General features: G+C 36.7%; 20 protein-coding genes and 4 pseudogenes. 13 read left to right on the top strand and 11 right to left on the bottom strand.

Features of this window, described 5'->3' with window-relative positions; all coding sequences use genetic code 11:
• Positions 1-19 precede the first annotated feature (19 nt).
• The gene (locus tag AAHI02_RS20370; protein ID WP_346984716.1) at positions 20-1,069 is read left to right on the top strand and encodes a DUF5009 domain-containing protein; all 1,050 of its coding nucleotides are present in this window, start codon (positions 20-22) and stop codon (positions 1,067-1,069) included.
• A gap of 97 nt (positions 1,070-1,166) precedes the next feature.
• Positions 1,167-2,474, top strand: a complete 1,308-nt coding sequence (locus tag AAHI02_RS20365; RefSeq protein ID WP_346984715.1) for a DEAD/DEAH box helicase — start codon at positions 1,167-1,169, stop codon at positions 2,472-2,474.
• Between the two features lie 71 nt (positions 2,475-2,545).
• Here the strand turns inward: AAHI02_RS20365 and AAHI02_RS20360 are convergent, their stop codons facing one another.
• The gene (locus AAHI02_RS20360; protein ID WP_346984714.1) at positions 2,546-3,439 is read right to left on the bottom strand and encodes an SMP-30/gluconolactonase/LRE family protein; all 894 of its coding nucleotides are present in this window, start codon (positions 3,437-3,439) and stop codon (positions 2,546-2,548) included.
• Positions 3,440-3,652: 213 nt separating this feature from the next.
• Here AAHI02_RS20360 and ccoG point away from each other — a divergent pair, with 213 nt between their 5' ends.
• Positions 3,653-5,095 (top strand): cytochrome c oxidase accessory protein CcoG, encoded by a 1,443-nt coding sequence (gene ccoG, locus AAHI02_RS20355; protein ID WP_346984713.1) that lies wholly within the window; start codon positions 3,653-3,655, stop codon positions 5,093-5,095.
• A gap of 4 nt (positions 5,096-5,099) precedes the next feature.
• Here ccoG and AAHI02_RS20350 read toward each other — a convergent pair whose 3' ends face one another.
• Positions 5,100-5,981: an AraC family transcriptional regulator gene (locus AAHI02_RS20350; protein ID WP_346984712.1), complete on the bottom strand. Its 882-nt coding sequence runs from the start codon at positions 5,979-5,981 to the stop codon at positions 5,100-5,102.
• Between the two features lie 160 nt (positions 5,982-6,141).
• Between AAHI02_RS20350 and AAHI02_RS20345 the strand changes: the two genes are divergently transcribed.
• The 3 genes from AAHI02_RS20345 to AAHI02_RS20335 all read left to right on the top strand — a co-directional run bounded on the left by AAHI02_RS20345 (position 6,142) and on the right by AAHI02_RS20335 (position 7,908).
• Positions 6,142-6,486: a MerR family transcriptional regulator gene (locus AAHI02_RS20345; RefSeq protein WP_029294276.1), complete on the top strand. Its 345-nt coding sequence runs from the start codon at positions 6,142-6,144 to the stop codon at positions 6,484-6,486.
• 128 nt (positions 6,487-6,614) lie between these two features.
• Positions 6,615-6,914, top strand: a complete 300-nt coding sequence (locus tag AAHI02_RS20340) for a hypothetical protein (RefSeq protein ID WP_346984711.1) — start codon at positions 6,615-6,617, stop codon at positions 6,912-6,914.
• On the top strand, positions 6,853-7,908 hold the full coding sequence (locus AAHI02_RS20335) for a helix-hairpin-helix domain-containing protein (protein WP_346984710.1): 1,056 nt from the start codon (positions 6,853-6,855) through the stop codon (positions 7,906-7,908). The genes AAHI02_RS20340 and AAHI02_RS20335 overlap by 62 nt, the downstream gene beginning before the upstream one ends.
• Before the next feature lie 32 nt (positions 7,909-7,940).
• On the opposite strand, the pseudogene rluF reads toward AAHI02_RS20335, so the two are convergent.
• The 6 genes and pseudogenes from rluF to AAHI02_RS20305 form a co-directional block, all read right to left on the bottom strand.
• Positions 7,941-8,664: pseudogene (rluF, locus tag AAHI02_RS20330) on the bottom strand (23S rRNA pseudouridine(2604) synthase RluF).
• Positions 8,664-9,236: a hypothetical protein gene (locus AAHI02_RS20325; RefSeq protein WP_346984709.1), complete on the bottom strand. Its 573-nt coding sequence runs from the start codon at positions 9,234-9,236 to the stop codon at positions 8,664-8,666. Before AAHI02_RS20325 ends, rluF begins: the two are co-directional and overlap by 1 nt.
• Positions 9,233-9,931, bottom strand: coding sequence for a tRNA pseudouridine(55) synthase TruB (gene truB, locus AAHI02_RS20320; protein ID WP_346984708.1), 699 nt, complete (start codon positions 9,929-9,931; stop codon positions 9,233-9,235). Before truB ends, AAHI02_RS20325 begins: the two co-directional genes overlap by 4 nt.
• A gap of 56 nt (positions 9,932-9,987) precedes the next feature.
• The gene (locus AAHI02_RS20315; RefSeq protein WP_346984707.1) at positions 9,988-10,806 is read right to left on the bottom strand and encodes an undecaprenyl-diphosphate phosphatase; all 819 of its coding nucleotides are present in this window, start codon (positions 10,804-10,806) and stop codon (positions 9,988-9,990) included.
• A 73-nt stretch (positions 10,807-10,879) separates the two neighbouring features.
• A complete protein-coding gene (locus tag AAHI02_RS20310) occupies positions 10,880-11,179 on the bottom strand; it encodes a DUF3098 domain-containing protein (protein WP_346984706.1) in 300 nt (99 codons plus the stop codon).
• 1 nt (position 11,180) lies between these two features.
• Positions 11,181-12,080, bottom strand: a complete 900-nt coding sequence (locus tag AAHI02_RS20305) for a permease-like cell division protein FtsX (protein WP_042721281.1) — start codon at positions 12,078-12,080, stop codon at positions 11,181-11,183.
• 91 nt (positions 12,081-12,171) lie between these two features.
• Between AAHI02_RS20305 and rsmA the strand changes: the two genes are divergently transcribed.
• A complete protein-coding gene (gene rsmA, locus AAHI02_RS20300) occupies positions 12,172-12,942 on the top strand; it encodes a 16S rRNA (adenine(1518)-N(6)/adenine(1519)-N(6))-dimethyltransferase RsmA (protein ID WP_346984705.1) in 771 nt (256 codons plus the stop codon).
• Between the two features lie 62 nt (positions 12,943-13,004).
• Here rsmA and AAHI02_RS20295 read toward each other — a convergent pair.
• Positions 13,005-14,178 (bottom strand): annotated as a pseudogene (locus AAHI02_RS20295) (THUMP domain-containing protein).
• Between the two features lie 134 nt (positions 14,179-14,312).
• Here AAHI02_RS20295 and AAHI02_RS20290 point away from each other — a divergent pair.
• Together AAHI02_RS20290 and AAHI02_RS20285 are read left to right on the top strand one after the other, a co-directional pair.
• A complete protein-coding gene (locus AAHI02_RS20290; protein WP_346984704.1) occupies positions 14,313-15,038 on the top strand; it encodes a class I SAM-dependent methyltransferase in 726 nt (241 codons plus the stop codon).
• A complete protein-coding gene (locus tag AAHI02_RS20285) occupies positions 15,035-15,763 on the top strand; it encodes a ZIP family metal transporter (RefSeq protein ID WP_346984703.1) in 729 nt (242 codons plus the stop codon). The genes AAHI02_RS20290 and AAHI02_RS20285 overlap by 4 nt, the downstream gene beginning before the upstream one ends.
• 70 nt (positions 15,764-15,833) lie before the next feature.
• Here the strand turns inward: AAHI02_RS20285 and AAHI02_RS20280 are convergent, their stop codons facing one another.
• The gene (locus AAHI02_RS20280) at positions 15,834-17,237 is read right to left on the bottom strand and encodes a hemin receptor (protein ID WP_346984702.1); all 1,404 of its coding nucleotides are present in this window, start codon (positions 17,235-17,237) and stop codon (positions 15,834-15,836) included.
• A 29-nt stretch (positions 17,238-17,266) separates the two neighbouring features.
• Positions 17,267-18,334, bottom strand: a complete 1,068-nt coding sequence (locus AAHI02_RS20275) for a prolyl-tRNA synthetase (protein WP_346984701.1) — start codon at positions 18,332-18,334, stop codon at positions 17,267-17,269.
• A gap of 146 nt (positions 18,335-18,480) precedes the next feature.
• Between AAHI02_RS20275 and proS the strand changes: the two are divergent.
• The 4 genes and pseudogenes from proS (at position 18,481) to AAHI02_RS20255 (ending at position 23,645) form a co-directional block, all read left to right on the top strand.
• A pseudogene (gene proS / locus AAHI02_RS20270) lies at positions 18,481-19,957 on the top strand (proline--tRNA ligase).
• A 126-nt stretch (positions 19,958-20,083) separates the two neighbouring features.
• The gene (locus tag AAHI02_RS20265; RefSeq protein WP_346984700.1) at positions 20,084-21,379 is read left to right on the top strand and encodes an OmpA family protein; all 1,296 of its coding nucleotides are present in this window, start codon (positions 20,084-20,086) and stop codon (positions 21,377-21,379) included.
• 106 nt (positions 21,380-21,485) lie between these two features.
• A pseudogene (locus AAHI02_RS20260) lies at positions 21,486-22,827 on the top strand (Nramp family divalent metal transporter).
• Between the two features lie 281 nt (positions 22,828-23,108).
• Complete coding sequence (locus tag AAHI02_RS20255; protein WP_346984699.1) at positions 23,109-23,645, top strand: nucleotide exchange factor GrpE; 537 nt, start codon at positions 23,109-23,111, stop codon at positions 23,643-23,645.
• The last annotated feature ends 2 nt before the right edge of the window (positions 23,646-23,647 follow it).

Below are 23,647 nucleotides of genomic sequence, written 5' to 3'. Positions count from 1 at the left end.
TGGAATGACCGTATGTTTTATGATTATCGTCAATACATCAGGAAACTGGGCAACCACATATGAACCACTTCTGCACGCTAACTGGAACGGATTTACGCCAACCGATCTGGTTTTTCCGTCATTCCTTTTTGCGGTTGGAAACTCGATGAGTTTTGCGATGGATAAATGGAAAATGGTGTCCCAGCGTGAAGTTTTGTATAAAATTTTTAAGAGAACTTTCATTATTTTTCTTTTGGGTTTTCTAATGTATTGGTTTCCTTTCTATAAATTGGATGCAGATTTCAACAAACTTCCTTTTCGTTTCTCGGAAACAAGAATTTTTGGTGTTTTGCAGCGTATTGCTATTTGCTACGGAATCGCATCCCTTATATTATATTATTTTAAACCAAAAATTTCCTTATACATCAGCGCCGGAATTCTGATTGTTTATTGGATTATTTTTGCATTCTATGGTTCATATGACATCCATCAAAATCCGGTTCTTGATCTGGATTTAAGAATTTTCGGAGAAAATCACCTGTACAAAGGGGAAGGATTTGCTTTTGATCCGGAAGGTTTATTAAGTACCTTTCCTGCATTGGTGAATGTTTTTGCGGGATACTTTACCGGAAAATATATCCGGGAAAAAGGCATAAATTATGAAATGCTTTCGAAGCTATTCCTTACCGGGTTTGTTCTTTTAGCTGCAGGATTTATGTGGAATTATGAATTTCCGATCAATAAAAAGCTCTGGACAGGCTCGTATGTGTTTCTTACCATTGGATTAGACCTTATGATTCTGGGAATAATTATCTATTATTCAGATTTTCTAAAAAAATCCAATGGCATTTACTTTTTTCAGGTTTTCGGAAAAAATACACTGGCTATTTATTTGTTCTCAGAGATTTTACCTATTGTTCTTTATTATATTCCGGTCGGAAAAATCAGCAGTTATTCATGGATTTATAAAAATATTTTCGCAAAATTCGGGGATTACAACGGAGCATTTTTATTTGCTTTTTCTATAATGATGATTTGTTGGGGTGTAGGATACTGGCTCGATAAAAAAAGAATATATATCAAAATTTAAATAACTCTCTGTGTGAATCAACGTTGACTATATTAATGTTTAATTTCAAAATAAACCATCCCACGGCAACCAACACCAAATTTACTACCTTTGCAGCATGGAATTAGAATCGATCTACAAAAAACTGCAGATTCAGGAGATGAATCAGATGCAGAAATCTGCATATAAAGCAACGGAAAATAATCAGGATGTCGTGCTGCTCTCTCCAACAGGTTCAGGGAAAACACTTGCTTTTCTGTTTCCTGTTCTCAGAAATCTTAAGAAGAATACGCCCGGAATTCAGACTTTGATCTTAATTCCTTCAAGAGAATTGGGATTACAGATCGAGCAGGTTTTCAAATCGATGGGAACCGATTTTAAAGTTTCGGTCTGCTACGGCGGTCACGACAAAAAGATTGAAGTTAATAATTTAATTCAGGCTCCGGCGGTTTTGATAGGAACACCGGGAAGGATTGTTTATCATTTAAGAAATAATAATTTCGATCCGAAAACAATTCAGACGTTGGTTTTGGATGAATTCGACAAAGCGCTCGAACTGGGTTTCCATAAAGATATGGAATTCATTTCCAATTCTTTAAAAAATGTTTCACAAAGGATTCTGACTTCCGCAACAGCAATGGATGAAATTCCTGAGTTTACAGGATTGAAAAATGAAAAAGTGGTTGATTTTTTAAAATTAGCCGAAGCAAAGCCGGATATTCAGTTAAAAAAAGTAATGACCATTTCCGAAGAAAAATTAGATACTCTGTTTAATCTGATCTGCAAGATCGGCAATAAAAGAACATTGATTTTTTGTAACCACAGAGAAGCGGTGGACCGTATTTCTGAACTTTTGCGTGAAAAAGGAATCGACCGGGAAACTTTCCACGGCGGAATGGAACAGGACGAAAGAGAACGTGCTTTGCTGAAATTCAAAAACGATTCGGCGAGGATTTTAATCACTACCGATCTGGCCTCAAGAGGATTGGATGTACCTGAGGTTGAATCGATTGTACATTACCAGTTACCGTATCAGGAAGATGCTTTCATTCACAGGAACGGCCGTACCGCAAGGATGAATGCAAAAGGCTTCGTCTATCTGATCATGACTGCGGAGGAAAATTTCCCTTTCATTAAAAATGATACTCCGGAGGAAAGTGTTGCAGGATTTACTAAAGTTCCGGAAAAGCCGCATTTCCAGACCATTTATATCAGCGCCGGAAAAAAAGATAAAGTCAACAAAGTGGACATTGTAGGCTACCTGCTTAAGAAAGGCGAACTCCAGAAAGAAGATGTTGGCTTGATAGAGGTAAAAGACACAACATCTTATGTTGCGGTTTCCAGAAATAAAGTAAACAGTCTTCTGAAAAAGCTGGCCAATGAAAAACTCAAAGGCAAAAAAGTGAAAATGGAAGTGGCTTATTAAGATTGAGGGTAAGGTTAAGGTTAAGTTTTTAGAATAACCAACTGAATCTTAACCTTACCCTCAACCTTTATCTATTTTACCCCCTTTACTTTTGTCGGTAAGGTATAAACAGATTTGCTGGCCGTTATAAACAATACATTATTGTCTTTTCCTCCAAATGTGATATTGCCTGTCCAGTCCTCATCAATAGGGATGTGGTAGATTTTTTTACCTTCATTATTAAAAACGTGCACGCCTTTTCCGGTAAGGTAAAGATTTCCGTGTTTATCTATTGTCATTCCGTCTGAGCCCATTTCGCAAAACAGTTTCTTTTCAGAAAGCTTTCCTTCTCCCAAAATGTCATAAACGTAGGTTTTTCCGGCATCTATATCAGAAACATAAAGCTTCTTAAATTTTTCACTTCCTACAATGCCGTTAGGTTGTGTAAATGTTTCAATTTTTGAAACATTTCCGTCTTTGCTCCTGTAATAAAGGCTTTTATGTGGAAGCTCCTGTTTAAAATCGATCCAGTAATCCCTTTCATACAAAGGATCTGTAAAATACATTCCGCCGAATTTATCATTCCAAATATCATTCGGACCGTTCAATCTTTTGCCTTCAAATCCTTTCAGCAAAACCTGAATTTTTTTGTCTTTTGAAATTTTCCAGATTTCGCCGTTATCATCAGAGCAGGTGATCAGATTATCATCTTTGTCGAAATGTGTACCGTTGGCTCTGCCTGTTTTGTCTAAAAATTCAACCACTTTATTGGTTTTCCAGTCCCAGTAATAAATTTTGTCATTGGGCTGATCGGTAAAATAAACGTTTCCTTCTTTATCCGAAGAAGGGCCTTCTGTAAAAGTAAACTGATCCGAAATTCTTTCCGGCTTTACATCTTCATAAAACATATTATTAGTATTTACTGATTTGCAGTTAAGTAATACTAAAACCAAACCAACCGGAGCGAGCCGCAGGATATTTTTCATACAACATTAAATTTTTAAGGGTACAATTTACGATTTGTTGAAAGAGATTCAAAGATTATTTTCTCATTTATGAACATTAGAAATAATTTTTAAGATGTCCTAATTATCCTATTTAAAGCGAAGATCATATTAGTATTGAAAGGCATTATTCATGAGCTTTGCAAAGACCGGGGACAACAATGCTCTTTTCGGCCTGAAATTAATATTAAAACGATGAATACACAATCCAACAGCTTTCAGACGCTGGAAAAAGACGATCAGGATTTCAGAAATTCAGTCGGCACCATGGATGAAACCGGAAAAAGAAAATGGGTCTATCCCCGAAAGCCAAAGGGAAAATTCACCAATTACAGAAATTATACAAGCTATCTCCTGCTCGCGCTTTTTTTTGGATTGCCTTTTGTGAAAATCAATAACAATCCGTTTTTTATGTTTAATGTGATCGACAGGAAATTTTTCTTCTTCGGACAACCTTTCTATCTTCAGGACTTTTTTATTCTTGCTTTGGGGGCGGTGACTTCGGTAATATTCGTCATGCTTTTCACTGTGGTTTTCGGAAGAATTTTCTGTGGCTGGCTTTGCCCTCAGACCATTTTTATGGAAAGTGTTTTCAGAAAAATAGAATTCTGGATCGAAGGCGACCGTAACAAACAGATAAAACTCGACCGACAGGAATGGGACAACGAAAAAATCAGGAAAAGGATTTTAAAATGGTCTGTTTTTGCATTAATTTCTGTTATTATTACCAACTTTATGTTCATGTATATTGTTGGTTACGAAGAAGTCTTCAGAATTATTTCTCATGGGCCGGCAGATAATCCATTCAAATTTATTGCAATGGTTGCTTTTACTGCTATTTTCTATTTTGTTTTCACATGGCTTCGTGAGCAGGTTTGTACATTGGTCTGCCCTTACGGAAGACTGCAGGGCGTTTTGATTGATAAAAATACCATCAATGTATATTACGATTTCAGAAGAGGTGAAAACCGTTCAAAATGGAGAAATAATGAAGACAGAAAAACTGCCGGAAAAGGAGATTGTATCGACTGTAATCAATGCGTGATCGTATGTCCTACGGGAATAGACATCCGGAACGGCCAACAACTGGAATGTGTAAATTGCACGGCTTGCATTGATGCCTGTGATGAAGTAATGGAAAAAGTAGGCCTTCCGAAAGGACTCATCCGATACGCTACAGAAGCCGAAATTGAAAATCAGGAAAAATTCACATTCACGTCCAGAATGAAAGCAACAACTGTTTTCTTAGCGTTACTGATAGGATTTTTAGGATTTCTGATGTATGACAGAGGATCAATGGAAGCCAAATTCATCAAGCCTGCCGGCTCAACATTTTTCATTAAAAACGGAAAAATAACGAATACTTTTATTTACACCCTTTTAAATAAATCCAATGAAAAGAAAACGTTAACCATAAAAGTCCTTAATCCTAAAAACGCTGATATTGAATTCTTTGGCAATGAAAAAATTATGTTAAAAGGAGATCAGATCTTAAAAGGAAATATCAATATTTCGTTCCCTGAAAAAGATATTAAATTTTCAAAACAAAATATGACCATCGGAGTTTTTGATGAAAAAGGAAATCTTGTCGATTCCTTTGATACTATTTTTGAAGGGCCTTTCCAGTTGGTATTATAATGTTTTATGATTTATACATTTTAATAAACTGCGTCGGAGTCATCCCGGAAGATTTTCTAAAAACTCTTACAAAATAAGAATATTCTTCATATCCAAGACGGAAAGCGATTTCTCCAAGACTTTCATCAAGGTAGATCAGCATTCTTTTGGCTTCAAGAATTACTCTTTCGGTAATAAGATCTGTCGCCGTTTTCTGAACAACGGTCTGCATGATCCTATTCAGATGTTTGGGGGAAATATCCATCAGAGAGGCATAAAATGCAACAGATTTTTCTTTGGTAAAATGTTCCTCAACAAGATCTTCAAAATCCTGATAATGTTTAAAGTAGGAAAGACCGGCGGATGAAGAAAGATGGTCAAAATCTTTTGAAAACAACCTTGTAGAATGAATAAAAACCTGTGACAGTAGTGATAATATCAAGCCGTTTTTCATGAGGTTTTGAGAATGATATTCATTTTCAAGTTTATGGATAATATAGATGTATCCTTTTAAATAATCATCATCCAGTTGAAGTTTTCGCGGAAAATGCACCGATCCGAAAAAAGGAAAACTCCTGAGCTTCTGCTTCACATAATGCATTTCATAAAAATCCTGAGAGCAAAAGAAAATATAACCGTCGATATCCGCAGAAAGCTCCCAGCTGTGGATCTGTCCGGGAGACATAAAAAAGAGACTCCCCGGAGAAACGTCATATTTTTGGAAATCTATTTCATGAAAGCCTTTTCCCTGCGTGAAGAGAATGGTGGCATAAAAATCATGACGGTGCGGTTTTTCCAGATGCCGGTGACCCACGATCAAATGGTTTTTCAGGGTACTGAAATAAAATTCCGAGGTATTTTTCCCTCCCTGAAACAAATCAATATTGAGTACCGAAATAGAATTCACGTTGGTTTTATTTTAGTCCAAAAATACTGAAAAACAACAATAATGTTATCAAGTCCGAAAATGAATTTTACCGTAATAATACGTAAAGATCAACTTTTCAGGCGTTATATTGCTGAAGAAAATTAAAAAATTTTTATCTTTGAGAATTACGATTTCAAAAATGAAGATAAATTTACCAGATAAGCTGTATTATTCTATAGGAGAAGTTGCGAAAGCATTTGATGTAAATACTTCATTGATACGTTATTGGGAGCAGGAATTCCCTATTATTAAACCTAAAAAGAATAAAAAAGGCAACCGATATTTCACTCCGGAAGACATAAAAAATCTTCAGATCATTTACCATTTGGTTAAAGAAAAAGGTTATACCCTTGACGGGGCGAAAATTGCACTTACTACCAACAGCAAAATCTCGGAAACCATTACCCTGATCGACAGACTTGAATTTGTAAAAGCTGAATTGCTGAAACTTAAAGATTCTCTTGTTGAAAAAGACAGCGAGTAAATAAAATTTTAAGTTTATTCTTCAAATAGATTTATTTTTTTAATTATTTATCTGAATTTATATTCTAAACTCAATCAATCGTAACTTGCTCATTGCTAATAACTGAAAGAATCATTAAGTTTACGGCAATGAAAAAAAGTTATTACCAAAGATTAGCAGGTATTGGAATCCTCCTGATTATTTTATTTGCTTTTCAAAAGTACAGAAGTAAGGGAAAAGAGGATTTTTCTGAGGTCCATTTTATCACCAATAATTCCATCGTATTAAAATTAGCAGAATTTGATCCTAATGAGCTGGATGAAAAGCAATGGCAGAACTTAGGCTTCACCACGAAGCAGGTTAAAACAATTCTCAACTATAAAAAAAGTGGTTGGGGGAGAGTTTTCATCCAAAGAACAATTCAGAAAATGCTTTGCCATTTCCAGTGAAAAATTTTCAGAGCTTGAACCGTACATCCTTTTACCGGAAAATAACGATGACGCAAAATTCACTCATTTTAAAAATTTCGAAAAAAAAACAATTACGGTTTCCGGAAAATTTAATCCGGATCTTTATTCAGCAAATGATTGGATAAAAATGGGATTTTCGGAGCGGCAGGCAGAAGCTATTATAAAATATAAAAGCTATCTGGGAGGCAGTTTTATAAGCAAAGAAAAATTCAAAGAATGCTTCATCATCAATGCGGAAAACTTTGAAAAGCTCAATCCGTATCTGCTTTTGCCCGAAAAAACACCTGCCAATTATGATAAAAATTTAAACTTAGGTAAAACAAAAATTCAATACCATCCTTTCGATCCGAACACTTTGAATCTGGAAAGATGGAAATCTCTTGGTTTTTCCGATAAACAGGCACAAACGATTATCAATTACCGCGATAGAAATTTAAGAGGAAGCTTTAAAAATGTAGAGGACATTCAAAAATGTTTTGTTATTTCCGTTGAAAAATTTGAGGAAATGAAGCCTTTTATCAGATTTAATCCTGCAACAATGGCAAATAATGGAACTCAAAAAGCAGAAATCAAACAACAGGAAAAAACAGATTTTTCTAAAATCGACTTAAATTCTATCACTTTTAAGCAACTTTTAGAATTCGGGTTCAATGAAAAAGCCGCCGGTTCCATGCTTGGCTTCAGAAAAAAATTAGGCGGATTTGTCAATAAAGAACAAATCTTAACCACTTACAACATCGATCCGGAACTAATGAAGAAATTACTTTCTCTGGCCCAGCTTAACACCTCAAATGTTACTAAATACACATTGATTGATGCTCCGGAAGAATGGCTGAAAAATCATCCTTATTTTAAATATTCAGCAGATAAAATCATTTTCTACAGACTCAGTGAAAAAGACGAAAAGAAAATCTGGAAGTTACTGAGAACCAAACCTGAATATGAAGCAAGAATGAGACTGTATCTTAAATGATTAATCGAAGACTAAAATCTTTTATGTCTTATTTAATCAAATGTTTTACTTGAATCTTCAACAAGTCTTTGCAACGTTGAAAGTTCGTCTTCCGTAAGGTCTCTCCATTTTCCTATCGGCAAATCCAGTTTGATATTCAAAACCCTGATACGTTTGAGCTTTTTTTACTTCGTAGCCGAGATATTCGCACATTCTGCGAATCTGGCGGTTTAATCCTTGTGTTAAAACGATCCGGAAATTCATTTCGTCGATTTTTTCTACCTCGCACTTCTTGGTGACGGTATCTAAAATCGGTACTCCGTTTCGCATTTTATCGAGGAATTTTGGGGTAATCGGCTTGTCAACCCGTACAATATATTCTTTGCCGTGATTATTCCTCGACCGTAGAATTTTATTCACAATATCACCATCACTGGTCAGAAGAATTAGTCCTTCACTTGGCTTATCCAAACGTCCTATAGGAAAAATCCTTTTTGGATGGTTAATATAGTCGATGATGTTATTTTGTTCCCGTTTGGTGTCCGTTGTACAAACAATCCCTACAGGTTTATTGAATGCTATATAAACATGATCTTCTTCCGGTTCGCGGATAGGTTTACCGTCGACCTCAATAACATCTTCATCGGAAATTTTAGTTCCCATTTCCGGAATTTTTCCGTTGATCTTAATTCTTCCCTCCTCCAAAAGTTTGTCTGCCGCTCTTCTGGAGCAGTAGCCAACTTCTGAAAGATATTTGTTAATACGTGTTTTTTCCATTAATCTTCTCCGTAACCTGTATAATTTTTATTACTGAAAATAGTCACACCATAGCTCAAACCAACAAAAAACGGACTGGAATTCCCCAGTTTATGACTTTCCAGAAAAATACCTCCTTCCTGACTTAATCTCTTTGAATAGGAAACCTGCATTCCCAGTCTTCCTCCCCAAAATTCAGCATCAGAAACGACTGCGTTATTCAGCTGTTTACCATAATTTAATTCGATATAAAAAGACCTGTCGCCCGGATCAAAAATAAATTTAGGCTGTACCATCAGGTAGATCAGATGATAATTATCCTGAATAAAACTATATCTGAATCCTGCGCCTAAGGCAAAGTTAGGAAGAAAATTGTAACCGCCAATAGCAGTAATTCCGTATGTGAATTTCCTTGGAGGCTCGGAATTGATGTATTGTGTATTGTTGGGAACTTCTTTTTCTTTATTTAATTTAAACCCAAGATTAAGTGACGGATTAAAATAAAATCCCATCGTCTTTGAAACCTCCGTTTCCTGAGCAAAAATGACTGAGAAAGAAATCAAAGCCAACAGCAAAAGTAATTTTTTTTTCATGGTTTATTAAATTTAAAATCATTATCCAAAAAATCAGATGTTGCCTCTTCAATGTTATATTCTCCGATTTTGGTTCTCCTCAATTGTGTAAGATACGCTCCTACTCCCAGTTCCTGTCCGACATCGTGGGCAAGACTTCGGATATAGGTTCCTTTTGAACAGCCCACCGTGAAACTTACGAATGGAAGATCAATTTTAACGTCATTCAGATAAAAAATAGTTGTCTTTCGGGATTTCATTTCCACTTCCTCTCCTGCTCTTGCCAGATCATACGCTCTTTTTCCGTCAATCTTTATGGCAGAAAACACCGGCGGCGTCTGATCTATTTCACCAATAAATTTTTGCAAGGCATTGCTAATCTGATCTTCCGTAACATCCGAAATATCCTGATGAAGAATTTCAGGTTTTTCGGTATCGTAAGATTCGGTCTGCACTCCAATTTTTATTTCTGTCCAGTATTCTTTGGGCGCGTCCTGAATTTCAGGAATTTTTTTCGTGAATTTTCCACAGCAGACGATCAGAAGTCCGGTTGCTCTCGGATCCAAAGTTCCGGCATGACCAATTTTGAATTTTTTAGGAAGATTAAACTCTTTTTTGAGTTTATATTTCATTTTATTGACAGCCTGAAATGATGTCCAATCCAAAGGTTTGTCCAGTAAAAATAGGTGTCCTGATTGTAAATCTTCAGCAGTCATTTTATATATAGGTAATGGGTAATAAGTAATGGGTAATAAGTAATGGGTAATTGAAATTATTTAAAGAAATAGAAATAAATCAACAAAGCTACTCCGACAAAAATACGGTACCAGCCCCAAGGTTTAAAACCATATTTATTTAAAACGCCGATGAATGCTTTAATGGCGATTAATGCAACGACAAAAGCAACGATATTTCCTACAATAAAAATAGTAATATGATCCTGTGAAGCCATAATCATTTCGTAGCCCTTCTGTGGATTTGCCGTTTCTTTACCCCAGGTTTTTACAAAAATGGAATAAACCGTTACGGCCAGCATCGTAGGAACTGCGAGAAAGAATGAAAATTCTGCCGCCGCTTTTCTGGTTAATCCCTGCGTCATCCCACCGATAATGGAAGCTGCACTTCGGCTGGTTCCGGGCATCATTGCCAAACATTGCCAAAAACCGATCGTAACAGCTTTTTTTATAGTAATCCCCTTTTCATCATCAATTTTCGGATTTTTAAACCATTCATCCGCAAATAACAAAATCACACCCCCCAATACCAAAACCGATGATATAGCGATCTGATTTCCCAAAACCGCTTCAATTTTATCATCAAAAAGATATCCCAAAACCAAAGCAGGAATTACGGCGAAAGCGAGTTTAAAATAAAACTGTAAATTTTTAAGATCAAAGAATTTCTTCCAGTATGCCACGACAACAGAAAGAATCGCCCCAAACTGAATAGAAACCTGAAACATTTTTAAAAATTCGTCTTCCGGCAGCCCCATCAGGCTTGCTGTAAACCCCATATGTGCGGTTGAGGAGATTGGAAGGTATTCCGTTAACCCCTCAACGATAGCAATGATTATTGCTTTGATTAAATCCATAAATTTTGTATTTATCAAAAAAAACTTTGTCAAAGTTCAGAACCTTGACAAAGTTGTACTTTATAAAATGTATTTATTTTCTTTTCAAAATCGCGTAAACTTCAATAACAAAACCGATTACAACGAATAAAGGTGCAATTCTGATTCTGCGAATAGAAAAAATATCTTCGTTCCAGGAATTCGGATCAAATTTTCCGTCTACGGTATTGGCATCGTGTCCCATCATCAGTAAAAAACCTACTACAATAAATGCAAGACCGATAAGCATCCATTTGAAGTTCTGCTTTCCGAAATAGAATGTATTTTCCTGAGGTGCTTCAGTTATTTCTTTTCCAAAGCTGTCTGCGGAAAATTTATTTGTTTTTTTGCTCATTTTAAGAATAATATAAATCGTCTACGTTTGATCTTAAGAATCTCCAGGTGGCAATCACCGTACTTAAGACCGTAATAAAAATTCCAACTCCGAATACCAGTAATACCAGCCAGAAATATTGATTGTTGTCCTGTACAAAGGCAGAGCCTATTTGACTTGTGAAGTAATACCAGAGTCCAAACAGAGCCAAAAGCCCTATTACAGAGCCAATTGTACCCAAAACCACAGCTTCAATAATAAAAGGCTTAAGAATAAATCTTCTTTTCGCCCCCACCAGCTGCATGGTCTTAATGATAAATCTTTTGGAGAATATTTTCAGGCGGATCGAGTTGTTGATCAGCACGACCGCCAGTATTAAAAATAGTATGGAGAAACCTAAAATCCACTTAAGGATTCGGCTTAAATTATTGTAAACATCAACCATTAAGGTACTGTCATTTTTCACATCAATAATCCCCGGAACTGCTTTAATAGCCTTTAAAGCCTGATCGATTTTTGCAGGATCCACATATTCCGGTTTAAGGGCAATTTCTATGGATGAAGGGAATATATTTTCTTCAAAAAGTGCATCTGTATCGATTCCCATGCTCTTTTTAGCTTCTTGAGACGCCATTTGCCTCGTAATATAAGTCGCTTTTTTTACAGGGGCCAGTGTCTGAATTTCTTTAAAAACCTCAGCTTCCATTTTTGCAATCTTCAGAGAATCTTTAGCATTATAGTTTTCATCAAAATAAGCATTTACGACAAGCTGTTCTTTGATATAATCGGAATATTTCTGGGCATTAATTAAAATAAGTCCCATTAATCCTAGTAAAAATAACACTAAGGCGATACTTATTACTACAGTAATATTGCTAGACCTAAGCCTTTTCTTATTAAATTCCTCTACAGATTTAGCCATTAATATTAAAATTTTTGGCTAAAATAGAAAAAAACTTCCGAAATTTGGGAACGAAAAAGAGAAAATCACTGTTAATAAAATCATAAAAACTTTGAGTGTAAAAGCAAAAAAGCATCTTGGTCAGCACTTTCTGACAGATGAAAACATCGCGAGGAAAATCGTGGAAGGTCTGAGTTTTGAAGGCTATAAAAACATCATGGAAGTAGGTCCAGGAATGGGTGTTCTTACCAAATATCTGCTGGAAAAAGACCAGAATATTTACCTTGCGGAAATTGATAAAGAATCAATCGAATATCTAAAAAATAATTACGATAAAGTATCGGAAGAGACTTTTGTGGGTGATTTTCTAAAACAGGATTTTCAGTTTACCAATAGTGAGCAGATCGCTATTATCGGCAATTTTCCTTACAATATTTCCTCGCAGATTTTGTTTAAGATTATTGATCATTATGAGCTGATTCCCGAGATGGTCGGAATGTTCCAGAAAGAAGTTGCTGAAAGAACGGCCGCCGTTCCCCGAACAAAAGATTACGGAATACTTTCTGTGTTGATCCAGGCTTATTATGATACGTCTTACCTGTTTACGGTTCATGAAAATGTATTCAATCCGCCTCCGAAAGTAAAGTCGGGTGTCATCAGAATAACACGAAATCCGAAAGAAGGACTTGCCGGAAATGAAGTTTTATTCAAACAGATCGTGAAGGCTGGATTTAACCAGAGAAGAAAAAAACTGTCGAATGCCCTGAAAATTCTTACTATTCCTGAAGAACTAAAAACTCACGAATTTATGGATAAAAGAGCTGAAGAATTAAGTGTAACAGATTTTATTTCCTTCACACAGCTCTGGAAAAACAATCAATAAATAAGTATAGTTAAAATATGAAAACCTCCCAGATATCAATTTCCGGGAGGTTTTTTATAAATTTAAAGCAAATTTAATTTTCCAGTTTGTGAACTTTTTTTAGTTCCTTCATACATTTCATATTGCAGAAATCTGGTTTCCAATTTTCCGTTGAAAAGTTTGATTTTTCTGGAAGGGCGAAGTCCTATTTTCTTTACCGCTTCAAGATCCGATGAGATCAACCATGCTAAAGTATTAGGATAATTTGTTTTGAAAGTATCTCCTATTTTTCTGTAAAAATCTTCGTCATTAATAGAAATTCTCTCATCATAAGGCGGATTGAACACCATTAATAACGGGAAAAGCTCTTTTTTTGGAATCAAAGAAATTCTGCTTTCTTACTTCTATAACATCTTCCATTTCAGCAGCTTCAATATTGATTCTGGCAGCGTTGAGCATTCTTGCATCAATATCGTATCCTACAATTTTTCCGGTAAATTCTTTAACCCTGTTGATTCTGAATTCTTTAATTTTAGAAAACAAATCAGCATCATAATTTTTCCAGTTCTGAAAAGCAAATCCCTTTCTGAAAATCTGTGGCGGAAGATCCATTGCGATCATTGCCGCTTCGATCAAAAGTGTTCCGGAACCGCACATAGGATCCAGGAAATTGCCTTTCCCGTCCCAGCCGGCCAAGTGAAGCATTCCGCTTGCCAGAACTTCATTAATCGGCGCCTCACCCTGCTCTCTTCTGTATCCTCTTTTAAATAACGGATCACCGGAAGAATCAAGAGAAATCGTGATTAATTCCCGATCGATATGAAGGTGAAATTTAATATCCGGACTTCTGGTTTCAACGTTGGGACGTCGTTTGAATTTCTCCTGAAAATAATCAACAATCGCATCTTTCATTTTCAGAGTGACAAATTGTGAATGCTTGAAAGTCTCGGAATTTACCGTTGCATCGATGGCAAAAGACTGCTCAACATCCATGAATTCTTCCCAATTAAAATTAAAAAGCCTGTCGTAAAACTGATGCTGATTAAAGGCTTTGAACTCATGTATCGGAACTAAAATTTTTAGGGCCGTTCTTGCAGAATAGTTTATTTTGTATAAAAAACCAAGGTCACCTTCACAATTCACTGCACGGTTTTTTACCTCAACGTTTCTTCCTCCCAGCTTTTTTATCTCATTTTCCAAAATCTGTTCGAGTCCGAAGAATGTTTTTATCTGAATCTTTATATTTTCTGTATCCATAATCAATTATTAAAGGTTTAAATATTTAAAAATGAGGAATTTGCAAAATAAAACAATTGCTTCATTGAATATTTCAATCTTCCAATATTAAATACTTTTTCCTTTTACCGCACAAATTTAGTTATTTTTGCATTATGGAATGGTTTGAATCTTGGTTTGATACCCCTTATTATCATTTGCTTTATAGTAACAGAGATTATACAGAAGCAGAAAACTTTATTACAAAACTTACAACAGACCTTCAGCTGGAGCCAAATTCTAAGATCATTGACCTGGCCTGCGGAAAAGGCAGACACTCTGTTTTTCTCAATAAATTGGGATATGACGTTCTTGGATTAGACCTTTCCAGACAAAGTATAGAATTTGACAGGCAGTTTGAAAATCAGACTTTAGTTTTTAATGTTCACGATATGAGAAACAAGATTGATGCAGATCCTATGGATGCCGTATTTAATCTTTTCACAAGTTTTGGGTACTTTGACAATGAAAGTGATGATAAGAAAGTTTTTCAGTCTGTTTATGATGTTTTAAAACCTGGAGGTTTTTTTGTTCTGGATTATCTGAATGAAGAATTCGTGCGAAAAAATATGATCCCTGAATCTATTATTACAAGAGGAGATATTGAGTTTAAAGTTACCAAAAAAATAGAAGGAAGACATATCATCAAAGATATCAGATTTGAAGACAAAGGGAAACCTTACCATTTTTTTGAAAAGGTAAAACTTCACACACGGGAAGCCATTAATTCGTATGCCGAAGAATGTGGTTTTGAAAGAATTAAAATCTGGGGAGATTATCAACTGAATGGATTTGATAAAGAAAATTCGCCCCGCTGTATTAATTTATTTAAGAAAAAATGACAACAGTTATTTTACTGATTTTAAGTGTTATTTCAGGAGTATTTCTGGGCAAGCATTTCGGTAAGAAAGAAAAACTGGCAAAAAATTTATTGATTTTAAGTGCCGGATTTCTTATCACCATTTGTCTTAATGAAGTGTTTCCACAAGTATATACTGCGGAAACAGGAAGCAGTCTCGGAATCTTTGTGATTGTGGGAGTTCTCTTACAAATGGTCCTGGAAGCTCTTACCAAAGGCTTTGAACACGGACATTTCCATCATCATAACGAGCATAATATTCTTCCGGTTGCCTTAATGGTGGGTTTATTTATTCATGCCTTTATTGAAGGAATTCCATTAGCAAATGAGGAACATCAGCTTTCGCCTTATCTTTGGGGAATTGTTTTTCATAATCTACCGATATCATTTATTTTGGGCGCATTTTTATTTAACAGAAAGGAAGGATCAAAAAGCAGTTCTTATCCGTCGTTGCTAATTGTTGCTTTATTCGCGCTTGCATCGCCGATGGGAATGTTATTGGGTAATTATTTTAATCCGGATTTACAGCCTTATTTTCTGGCTATTGTAGGAGGAATATTTCTGCATATCTCTTCTGTTATCATCTTTGAAAGCAACAAAAGCCACAATATAGACTGGATAAAAATAGGACTCGTTATTCTGGGTGTTTCATTAGCATTAATCATGCACCTGTTCCATGATCATTCTCATTTGGAACATCATCATTAAAATTAATTTATAATAAATAAAAAGCTCCGAAAATACTTCGGAGCTTCTATTATATGATATTTATTGCAGCTTAAAATTTCCAACCAAATGTAATAAAGAAATTATTTCTTACATTTTTTACATCTGACACTGCATAAGCATCACTCGAAATTAAATTTGAAGGAGAATAGTATCCTGCTTCATAATTGCCATTAACCACACCATAAAGGAAAGGATTAGCATATTTAGAAGTTACATTCTGATAAGAGGCATCAATATAGAAAGATCTGAAATCATATCCTAAACCAAGCGATAAAGCATTTCTGTCATTCAGAATCAGATTATTATAAGACTGCCCCTGTGAAACACCTCCGTTATCAGTGTATCTGTCGATAGTAAGGGCATCGAACGGACTTGAAGCATATGAATATCCTCCTCTTAATCTGAACTGTTTCAATCGATATTCAGCCCCGATTTTAACTTCCGAAAGATTTTTATAATTATCCTTAAAGAAATCATTTAATTCAGTTTCGGCACCTCCATACACTTTATACTTAGGTTTTGTTAATCCCAGGGTGTAATCAACGTTTAAAGCAAAACTTTTACTGGCAATAAACGCGGCACTCACGGTCGCCTTCATCGGAGAAGTTAGTTTTCTGTCTTCAACAGCATAATCATCACCGTAAACAGGATCATTATAGAAATTGTAACTTCTGTTGATGTTCCAGAAAGTAGGAGTTTCCAAAGCGGCACCCAGTCTGAAATTCTGACCAAATTTTCCGATTACCCCTAATGAAGCAGAAAAACCATTTCCTTTTTCATAAAAAGGGGTGTTTTGCTTACTGAAATATTCTGAACTTCCGTTAGCCAGAGAATTGAAAATAGCCGTATCAGACTGATCAATTGATGAATTAAAGAAATTAAGACCCGCTCCTAAATAAAAACTATTGTTATAATTTGCTCCTACCCCAAAACTTGTTTTTGATAAATAACCGTATCTGTCATAAGCATGTCTGCCAAAAGAAGAACTGGTATTATTGGGAAAGTCATAAATTAAATTAGAATTTCCTGGCGTTTCAATATAATTGTCTATAGTCTGATTGGAATAATTAACACCGACATTTATAAATTTCCACGCACTTTCGGTCATGAGCTGGAAAGTCATCACTGCTCCCAAATTTCCAAGATCTCCTTTATTAATATTATATCCGTATGATGATCCTGCGAAAGAAGATGTATTTTTATTGCTGGTAATAGACAATGTTCCGGAAACTTCCCCAGAAATAGCAACTCCTAAACCGGCAGGGTTGGTAAGCAAAGAATTTGCATCGCCTCCCAAAGCCCCGTTTGATCCGGCCATGGCATTGAATTTTGCCGACCCTACATTAGGAGCATTTGAATAAACATCCACTGTATTTCTTATCACAGAAACATCTTGAGCCTGCGCAAAAAATGCAGCAGAAATACTCATTATTGCTAAAGATTTTTTTAACATTATTTTTTTGAATAGTTATTAATTTAAAATTATCTGCCACCTCGGAAGCCGCCGCCTCCACCGCCACCGGATCTGAAGCCACCACCGCCGCTTCCGCCACCGAAGCCACCGCCTCCTGATCTGAAACCGCCGCTGCTGTTGGAATTATTAAAACCTCCGTTATTTCTAAAACCTCCATCATTTCTTGGCTGAGGCTGAGATTGCTGTTGATAATTATAGTTTGGTCTTGGCTGTCCCTGATTACGGAAACCACCTTGTGGTCTTACCCCATTTTGATTTCTGAAACCTCCATTCATACTTCCTGGTCTGAAACCACCACTGTTACCAGAATTTCTGAAACCACCGTTATTACCACTATTTCTAAAACCTCCTGTATTTGTAGTACTTCTTCTGAAACCTCCTGAATTGGAAGTTACCCCATATTTATTGGCAAAGCTTCCGTTATAAGTATTGAATCCTCTTCCATTAGCACCGCTTCTTCTGTAAGGAGCATAGTAACCTCCTCCCCAGTATCCGCCTCCATATCCCCAGTAAGGGTTTCCGTAGTATCCGCCCCAACCCCAATACGGATTGTAGCCCCAATACGGTGAGTATCCCCAGCCCATATTCCAGCCGCCGCCCCAGCCCCATGAGCCACCCCATGAAAGACCGATTCCCCAGCCGCCATAACCTCCGTAGCCCCAGTAAGGGCTATAACCTCCATACCAGCCCCAAGGGTACCCCCAGCCCCACGAATTATCGTAGTAATTGGTCTGGCTTCCGGCATACATTCCCCAGTCGGAGTCTGTAGCAGTTGTATTCCAGTTGTAGTTATTCCAGTCATTATACCTTCCTTCTCTTGAGTTGGCTTCCGCATTCTGGATAACGCTTGCATCATCCTGATAGTAATCGTAATCTTCTCCTACTCTGTTTCCTCTGTCATTGATAACAACACCTTCAGGAAGTGTATCTTTATTCGGGTCGTAATAAACGCCATCTGTCTCGCTGTAACCTCCCATCTGGGCGCCGCAAGACACAAGTAACAATCCGCCTGATATCGCTAAAATCCCTTTAGATTTTATGATACCAAGCAAATTTTTATGTATATTTCTTTTCATGATAACGTAAAAATTTTTAATTTAAATTATATTTGCAGTCTGTACCAAAAATGTACCATTAACAGGGTACAAAAATCTATCAAAAATAGATTTTTATTTTTAGATAACAATAATAGAAAAAAGTTAAAAAAATTAAAAAAAAATTAATGGCAAAATTAACCTCAAGAAGCGAAGATTACAGCAAATGGTATAATGAGTTGGTGGTAAAAGCCGACTTAGCTGAAAACTCAGGAGTAAGAGGATGCATGGTCATCAAACCATACGGCTATGCAATCTGGGAGAAAATGCGTGATGAAATGGATAAAAAATTCAAGGAAACAGGTCACGTAAACGCATATTTCCCGCTTTTTGTGCCCAAGAGCTTATTTGAGGCTGAAGAAAAAAATGCAGAAGGTTTTGCTAAAGAATGTGCTGTTGTTACCCATTACCGGTTAAAAACAGATCCGGACAATCCTTCCAAGCTTATTGTGGATCCTGATGCCAAGCTTGAGGAAGAACTTATCGTAAGACCTACTTCAGAAGCCATTATCTGGAATACTTATAAAAACTGGATCCAATCGTACAGAGATTTACCGATACTCATCAACCAGTGGGCCAACGTAGTTCGTTGGGAAATGAGAACACGTCTTTTCCTGAGAACAGCCGAATTCCTTTGGCAGGAAGGGCATACCGCTCACGCTACTAAAGAAGAAGCTGTTGAAGAAGCTGAAAAAATGAATAAAGTCTATGCAGATTTTGCTGAAAATTTTATGGCAATGCCTGTCATTCAGGGATTGAAAACTCCGTCAGAAAGATTTGCCGGAGCTGACGAGACGTATTGTATTGAAGCATTAATGCAAGATGGCAAAGCCCTTCAGGCAGGAACGTCTCACTTTTTAGGACAGAATTTCGCCAAGGCTTTTGACGTAAAATTCACCAATAAAGAAGGTAAAATTGAACATGCCTGGGCTACATCATGGGGAACATCAACCCGTTTGATGGGAGCATTAATCATGACCCATTCCGATGATTTCGGATTGGTGCTGCCTCCTACGCTGGCTCCTATTCAGGTAGTTATTGTTCCGATCTTTAAAGGAGAAGAGCAATTGGAACAGATCAGTGAGGTGGCTCTGGATATTCAGGCTAAATTAAGAGCAAAAGGAATTTCCGTGAAATTTGATAATGACACTCAAAATAAACCGGGCTGGAAATTTGCCGAATATGAACTGAAAGGTGTTCCTGTAAGAATTGCGATGGGACCAAGAGATCTGGAAAACAAATCAGTAGAGATTGCAAGAAGAGATAACTTAACAAAAGAAGTTCGTTCTATTGACGGTTTGGATTCTTATATTGAAGAATTATTAAAAACCATTCAAAAAGATCTTTACACTAAAGCCGTCAACTTCAGAAAAGAAAATATCACCAAAGTTGATTCCTATGATGAATTTAAAAAAAGTTCTGGAAGAGAAAGGAGGATTCATTTATGCCCATTGGGACGGAACTGCAGAAGAAGAGGAGCAAATCAAGGAAGAAACCAAAGCAACCATCAGATGTATTCCCTTAGATGATGATGTTGAAGAAGGAATTTCTCTGATTTCCGGAAAACCATCCAAAAGAAGGGTTTTATTTGCCAAGGCATATTAAAATCAATTATAAAAACTTTATTAAATCTGCAAAAATTGAATCGATTTTTGCAGATTTTTTTTAAATATACTGTTTTGGACAAGTTTTTGATTGCATTACACAACATTAATCTCAAAATATTTTATTATGTCTCTAAACATTATTGATCTTATTAAAGGACAGCTTGGTCCGGCTTTGGTTTCTCAGGCTGCCTCACAGTACGGAGAAAGTGAATCTGATATCTCCAAAGCAATTGGAGGATTACTACCCGCCGTTGTAGGAGGTCTTGCTAATAACTCCGATAATCCTCTCGTTTTGGATGCTATTATGAATTCCTCTTCCAGTGGAATTTTAGGGAATGTTATAGGTAATTCTGCGGACAACTCTTCTATAGCCAGCGTATTGACTCATATTTTTGGGGATAAGCTGAATGGATTAATTAATTCTGTTGCGACTTATGCGGGAATCAGCAATAATTCTTCAGGTTCTCTTTTAAATTTGGTAACAGGGGCTGCTGTAGGATCGATTGGAAAATATGCTGCCGATAATAATCTGGATAAAGCAGGAATTTCAAATCTCCTTAGTGATCAGAAGGGTATTGTTTCTAGTTTATTACCTGCAGGTTTATCATTTGCCTCTTTAAGTATGGGTGACTGGGATGCAAGATATAAGTTTGATAATGATAAAGACGCCATCAAAATGCCGGCTGAAGAAGAGCCAAAAGTTGAGGTAACAAGAAGTACTACACTTAACGGAACTTTTCCGGACAGAAATACAAATACCGGAGGCGGATCAATCTGGAAATGGCTTTTACCATTACTGCTTCTAATTGCCGCTGCATATTTTATCTGGAGGCAGTGTGAGCAAAAAGAAACAACAGTTACTTCAACAATGACCGATTCTGGTGAAGTCGTTACAGATACCGTAAACACCACTACTGACACTGCAACAGGAATCTCAGCAACACAGGTAGATGAAAATATTGATTTAAACGGAACTTCTTTAAAAGGATATAAAGGAGGTATGGAAGACCGCATGATTGCTTTTCTGAAATCAGACGGTTATAAAAATGCAAAAGATGATAATGCTTTAAAAGACACATGGTATAACTTTGACCACGTTAATTTCAAAATGGGAAGCGCTACTGAACTTGAATCAGGTTCTGAAGGACAGCTGCAAAATTTAGTGGCAATTTTAAAAGCATATCCTGAAGCCAAAATAAAAATCGGAGGATACACAGATAAAACAGGAGATGAAGCTAAAAATCAAAAATTATCTGCTGACAGGGCCAGCTTCATCAGATCATGGCTGGATAAACAAGGCGTAGGATCGCAGATTACAGGAGCGGATGGCTACGGAAGTCAATTCGCAACCGTTGATGCTTCTGCTTCTGATGCAGAAAGAGCCGTTGACCGTAAGATGGCAGTACGATTCACAAAATAATTCAAATTTATATATCTAAAGATCCCGGAATGTTTTTCGGGATCTTTATTTATGATTTTGTAGTTTTCATTTATTTAATTACATTTGTTAGTCATTCCTAACATTTATGAACCTGAATTTAAAAAACGCCTGGCGAAAAGATAAAACATCCAATTCATTATCTGAAGTTTACTCCTCAGTGAAAGTTCCCCAGAATGGCAGTTTCTGGAGGAAATATCTGGCTTTTGCAGGACCGGGACTTATGGTTGCGGTAGGCTATATGGATCCCGGAAACTGGGCAACAGATATTGCCGGCGGTGCACAATTCGGGTATACATTACTTTCGGTGATATTGATCTCCAATATTTTTGCCATGGTTTTGCAGCATCTTTCCGTAAAACTGGGAGTTGTGGCGGAAAGAGATCTTGCTCAGGCTTGCAGAGATCATTTCAGTCCGACAACCAATTTTATATTATGGATATTCTGTGAGATTGCCATTGCAGCCTGTGATCTTGCAGAAGTAATAGGATCTGCCATTGCTTTAAATCTTCTTTTTCAGATTCCTCTAACCTGGGGAATTGTCATCACCACTGTTGATGTATTGTTTATTTTGCTTTTACAGGCCAAAGGCTTCCGGTGGATAGAAAGTATTGTGGGGGGGACTCATCTTTATTATTCTCGCCTGCTTTATCTATGAACTGGTGATTTCAAAGCCTGCAATCAATGAGCTGATGGGAGGTTTGGTTCCTAAAGCTGAAATCATAAAAAATCCGGCAATGCTTTATATTGCAATAGGAATATTAGGGGCTACCGTCATGCCTCACAACCTTTATTTACACAGCAGCATAGTGCAGACAAGAGATTATCCGCGTAATGCTAAAGGCAAGAAAGAGGCTGTCAAATTTGCAACATTAGACAGTACAGTTTCTCTCATGCTGGCCTTTTTTATTAACGGAGCTATTCTTATTTTGGCTGCTGCTACTTTCCATGTTTCCGGAAATCATGATGTCGCGGATATTCATGATGCTTATAAAATGCTGACTCCTATTTTGGGAGCATCGATGGCAAGTATTGTTTTTGCCATCGCCTTATTGGCTTCGGGGCAGAATTCTACCTTAACAGGCACTCTGGCCGGACAAATCGTCATGGAAGGTTTTTTAAATATTAAATTAAAACCCTGGTTGCGACGTCTGATTACAAGATTAATCGCTGTAATTCCGGCACTGATTGTAGCCATTTTATATGGTGAAGAAGGGACTACGGAACTTTTGGTTTTAAGTCAGGTTATTTTATCGATGCAGCTCAGTTTTGCGGTTGTTCCTTTGGTAATGTTTACGAGTGATAAGGCTAAAATGGGAGAATTTGTGAACAAACCTTTCTTAAAAGTCTGTGTCTGGATTATTTCTTTTATTATCATTGTTTTAAATGTTTATCTTCTTTATCAGACATTTTTTGGTCAGGGAGTTTAGTCCGGAAAATCCTATTTATAATGACGCAGTCTACCTAGCCGCGATAGTAACGGATACCCCACAGCACGCGTTGGCTCTGAAAGATGGCGGTTGCGCGAGGAGTATGAGTGGATAGCGCGATAAAGCTCCTAAAAATGATTGATGAATGATAATTGATGATTGATGGTCTCGCGCCAACTTCCAACTTCTAACTTCCTGCTCCCAGCCTTTATCTGCCTTATTGTCACCCTTTATCTTTTGGCAGAATCTTTGTCAATCATAATGCAAATAAATATTGAATTATGGAAAATCAGGATATCAACGAAGAAAGCATCAATAATCAGGAAGAAACGAATATTCAGAATGAAGCTACAACACAAGACAATGTGACAGCAAAACCTACTGCCGAAGAACTTTTGGCAGAAGAAAAAGACCGTTACATCAGACTGTACGCCGAATTTGAAAACTATAAAAAAAGAACATCCAAGGAAAAAATGGAATTTTTCCAATATGCCAATCAGGATATGATGGTGTCTATGCTGGGGGTTCTGGATGACTTTGAAAGAGCATTAAAGGAAATTGCTAAAAATGGTAATCCTTCGGATCTTCAGGGTGTTGAACTGATCTACAACAAATTCAAAAGCAAGCTGACGGAAAAAGGGCTGAAAGCGATGGAAGTGAACGCAGGCGACAGTTTCAATGTAGATTTCCATGAAGCGATTACGCAGATTCCTGCACCATCGGAAGATCTTAAAGGTAAAATCGTAGATGTTATTGAAACAGGTTACACTTTGGGAGATAAAGTGATTCGTTTTGCAAAAGTAGTAACAGGAAATTAACA

Source organism: Chryseobacterium sp. POE27 (genome assembly GCF_039727685.1).
Lineage (GTDB): Bacteria > Bacteroidota > Bacteroidia > Flavobacteriales > Weeksellaceae > Chryseobacterium.
The sequence above is the reverse complement of the archived record's forward strand: the minus strand, read 5'-3'. Positions and strand labels throughout refer to the sequence as shown.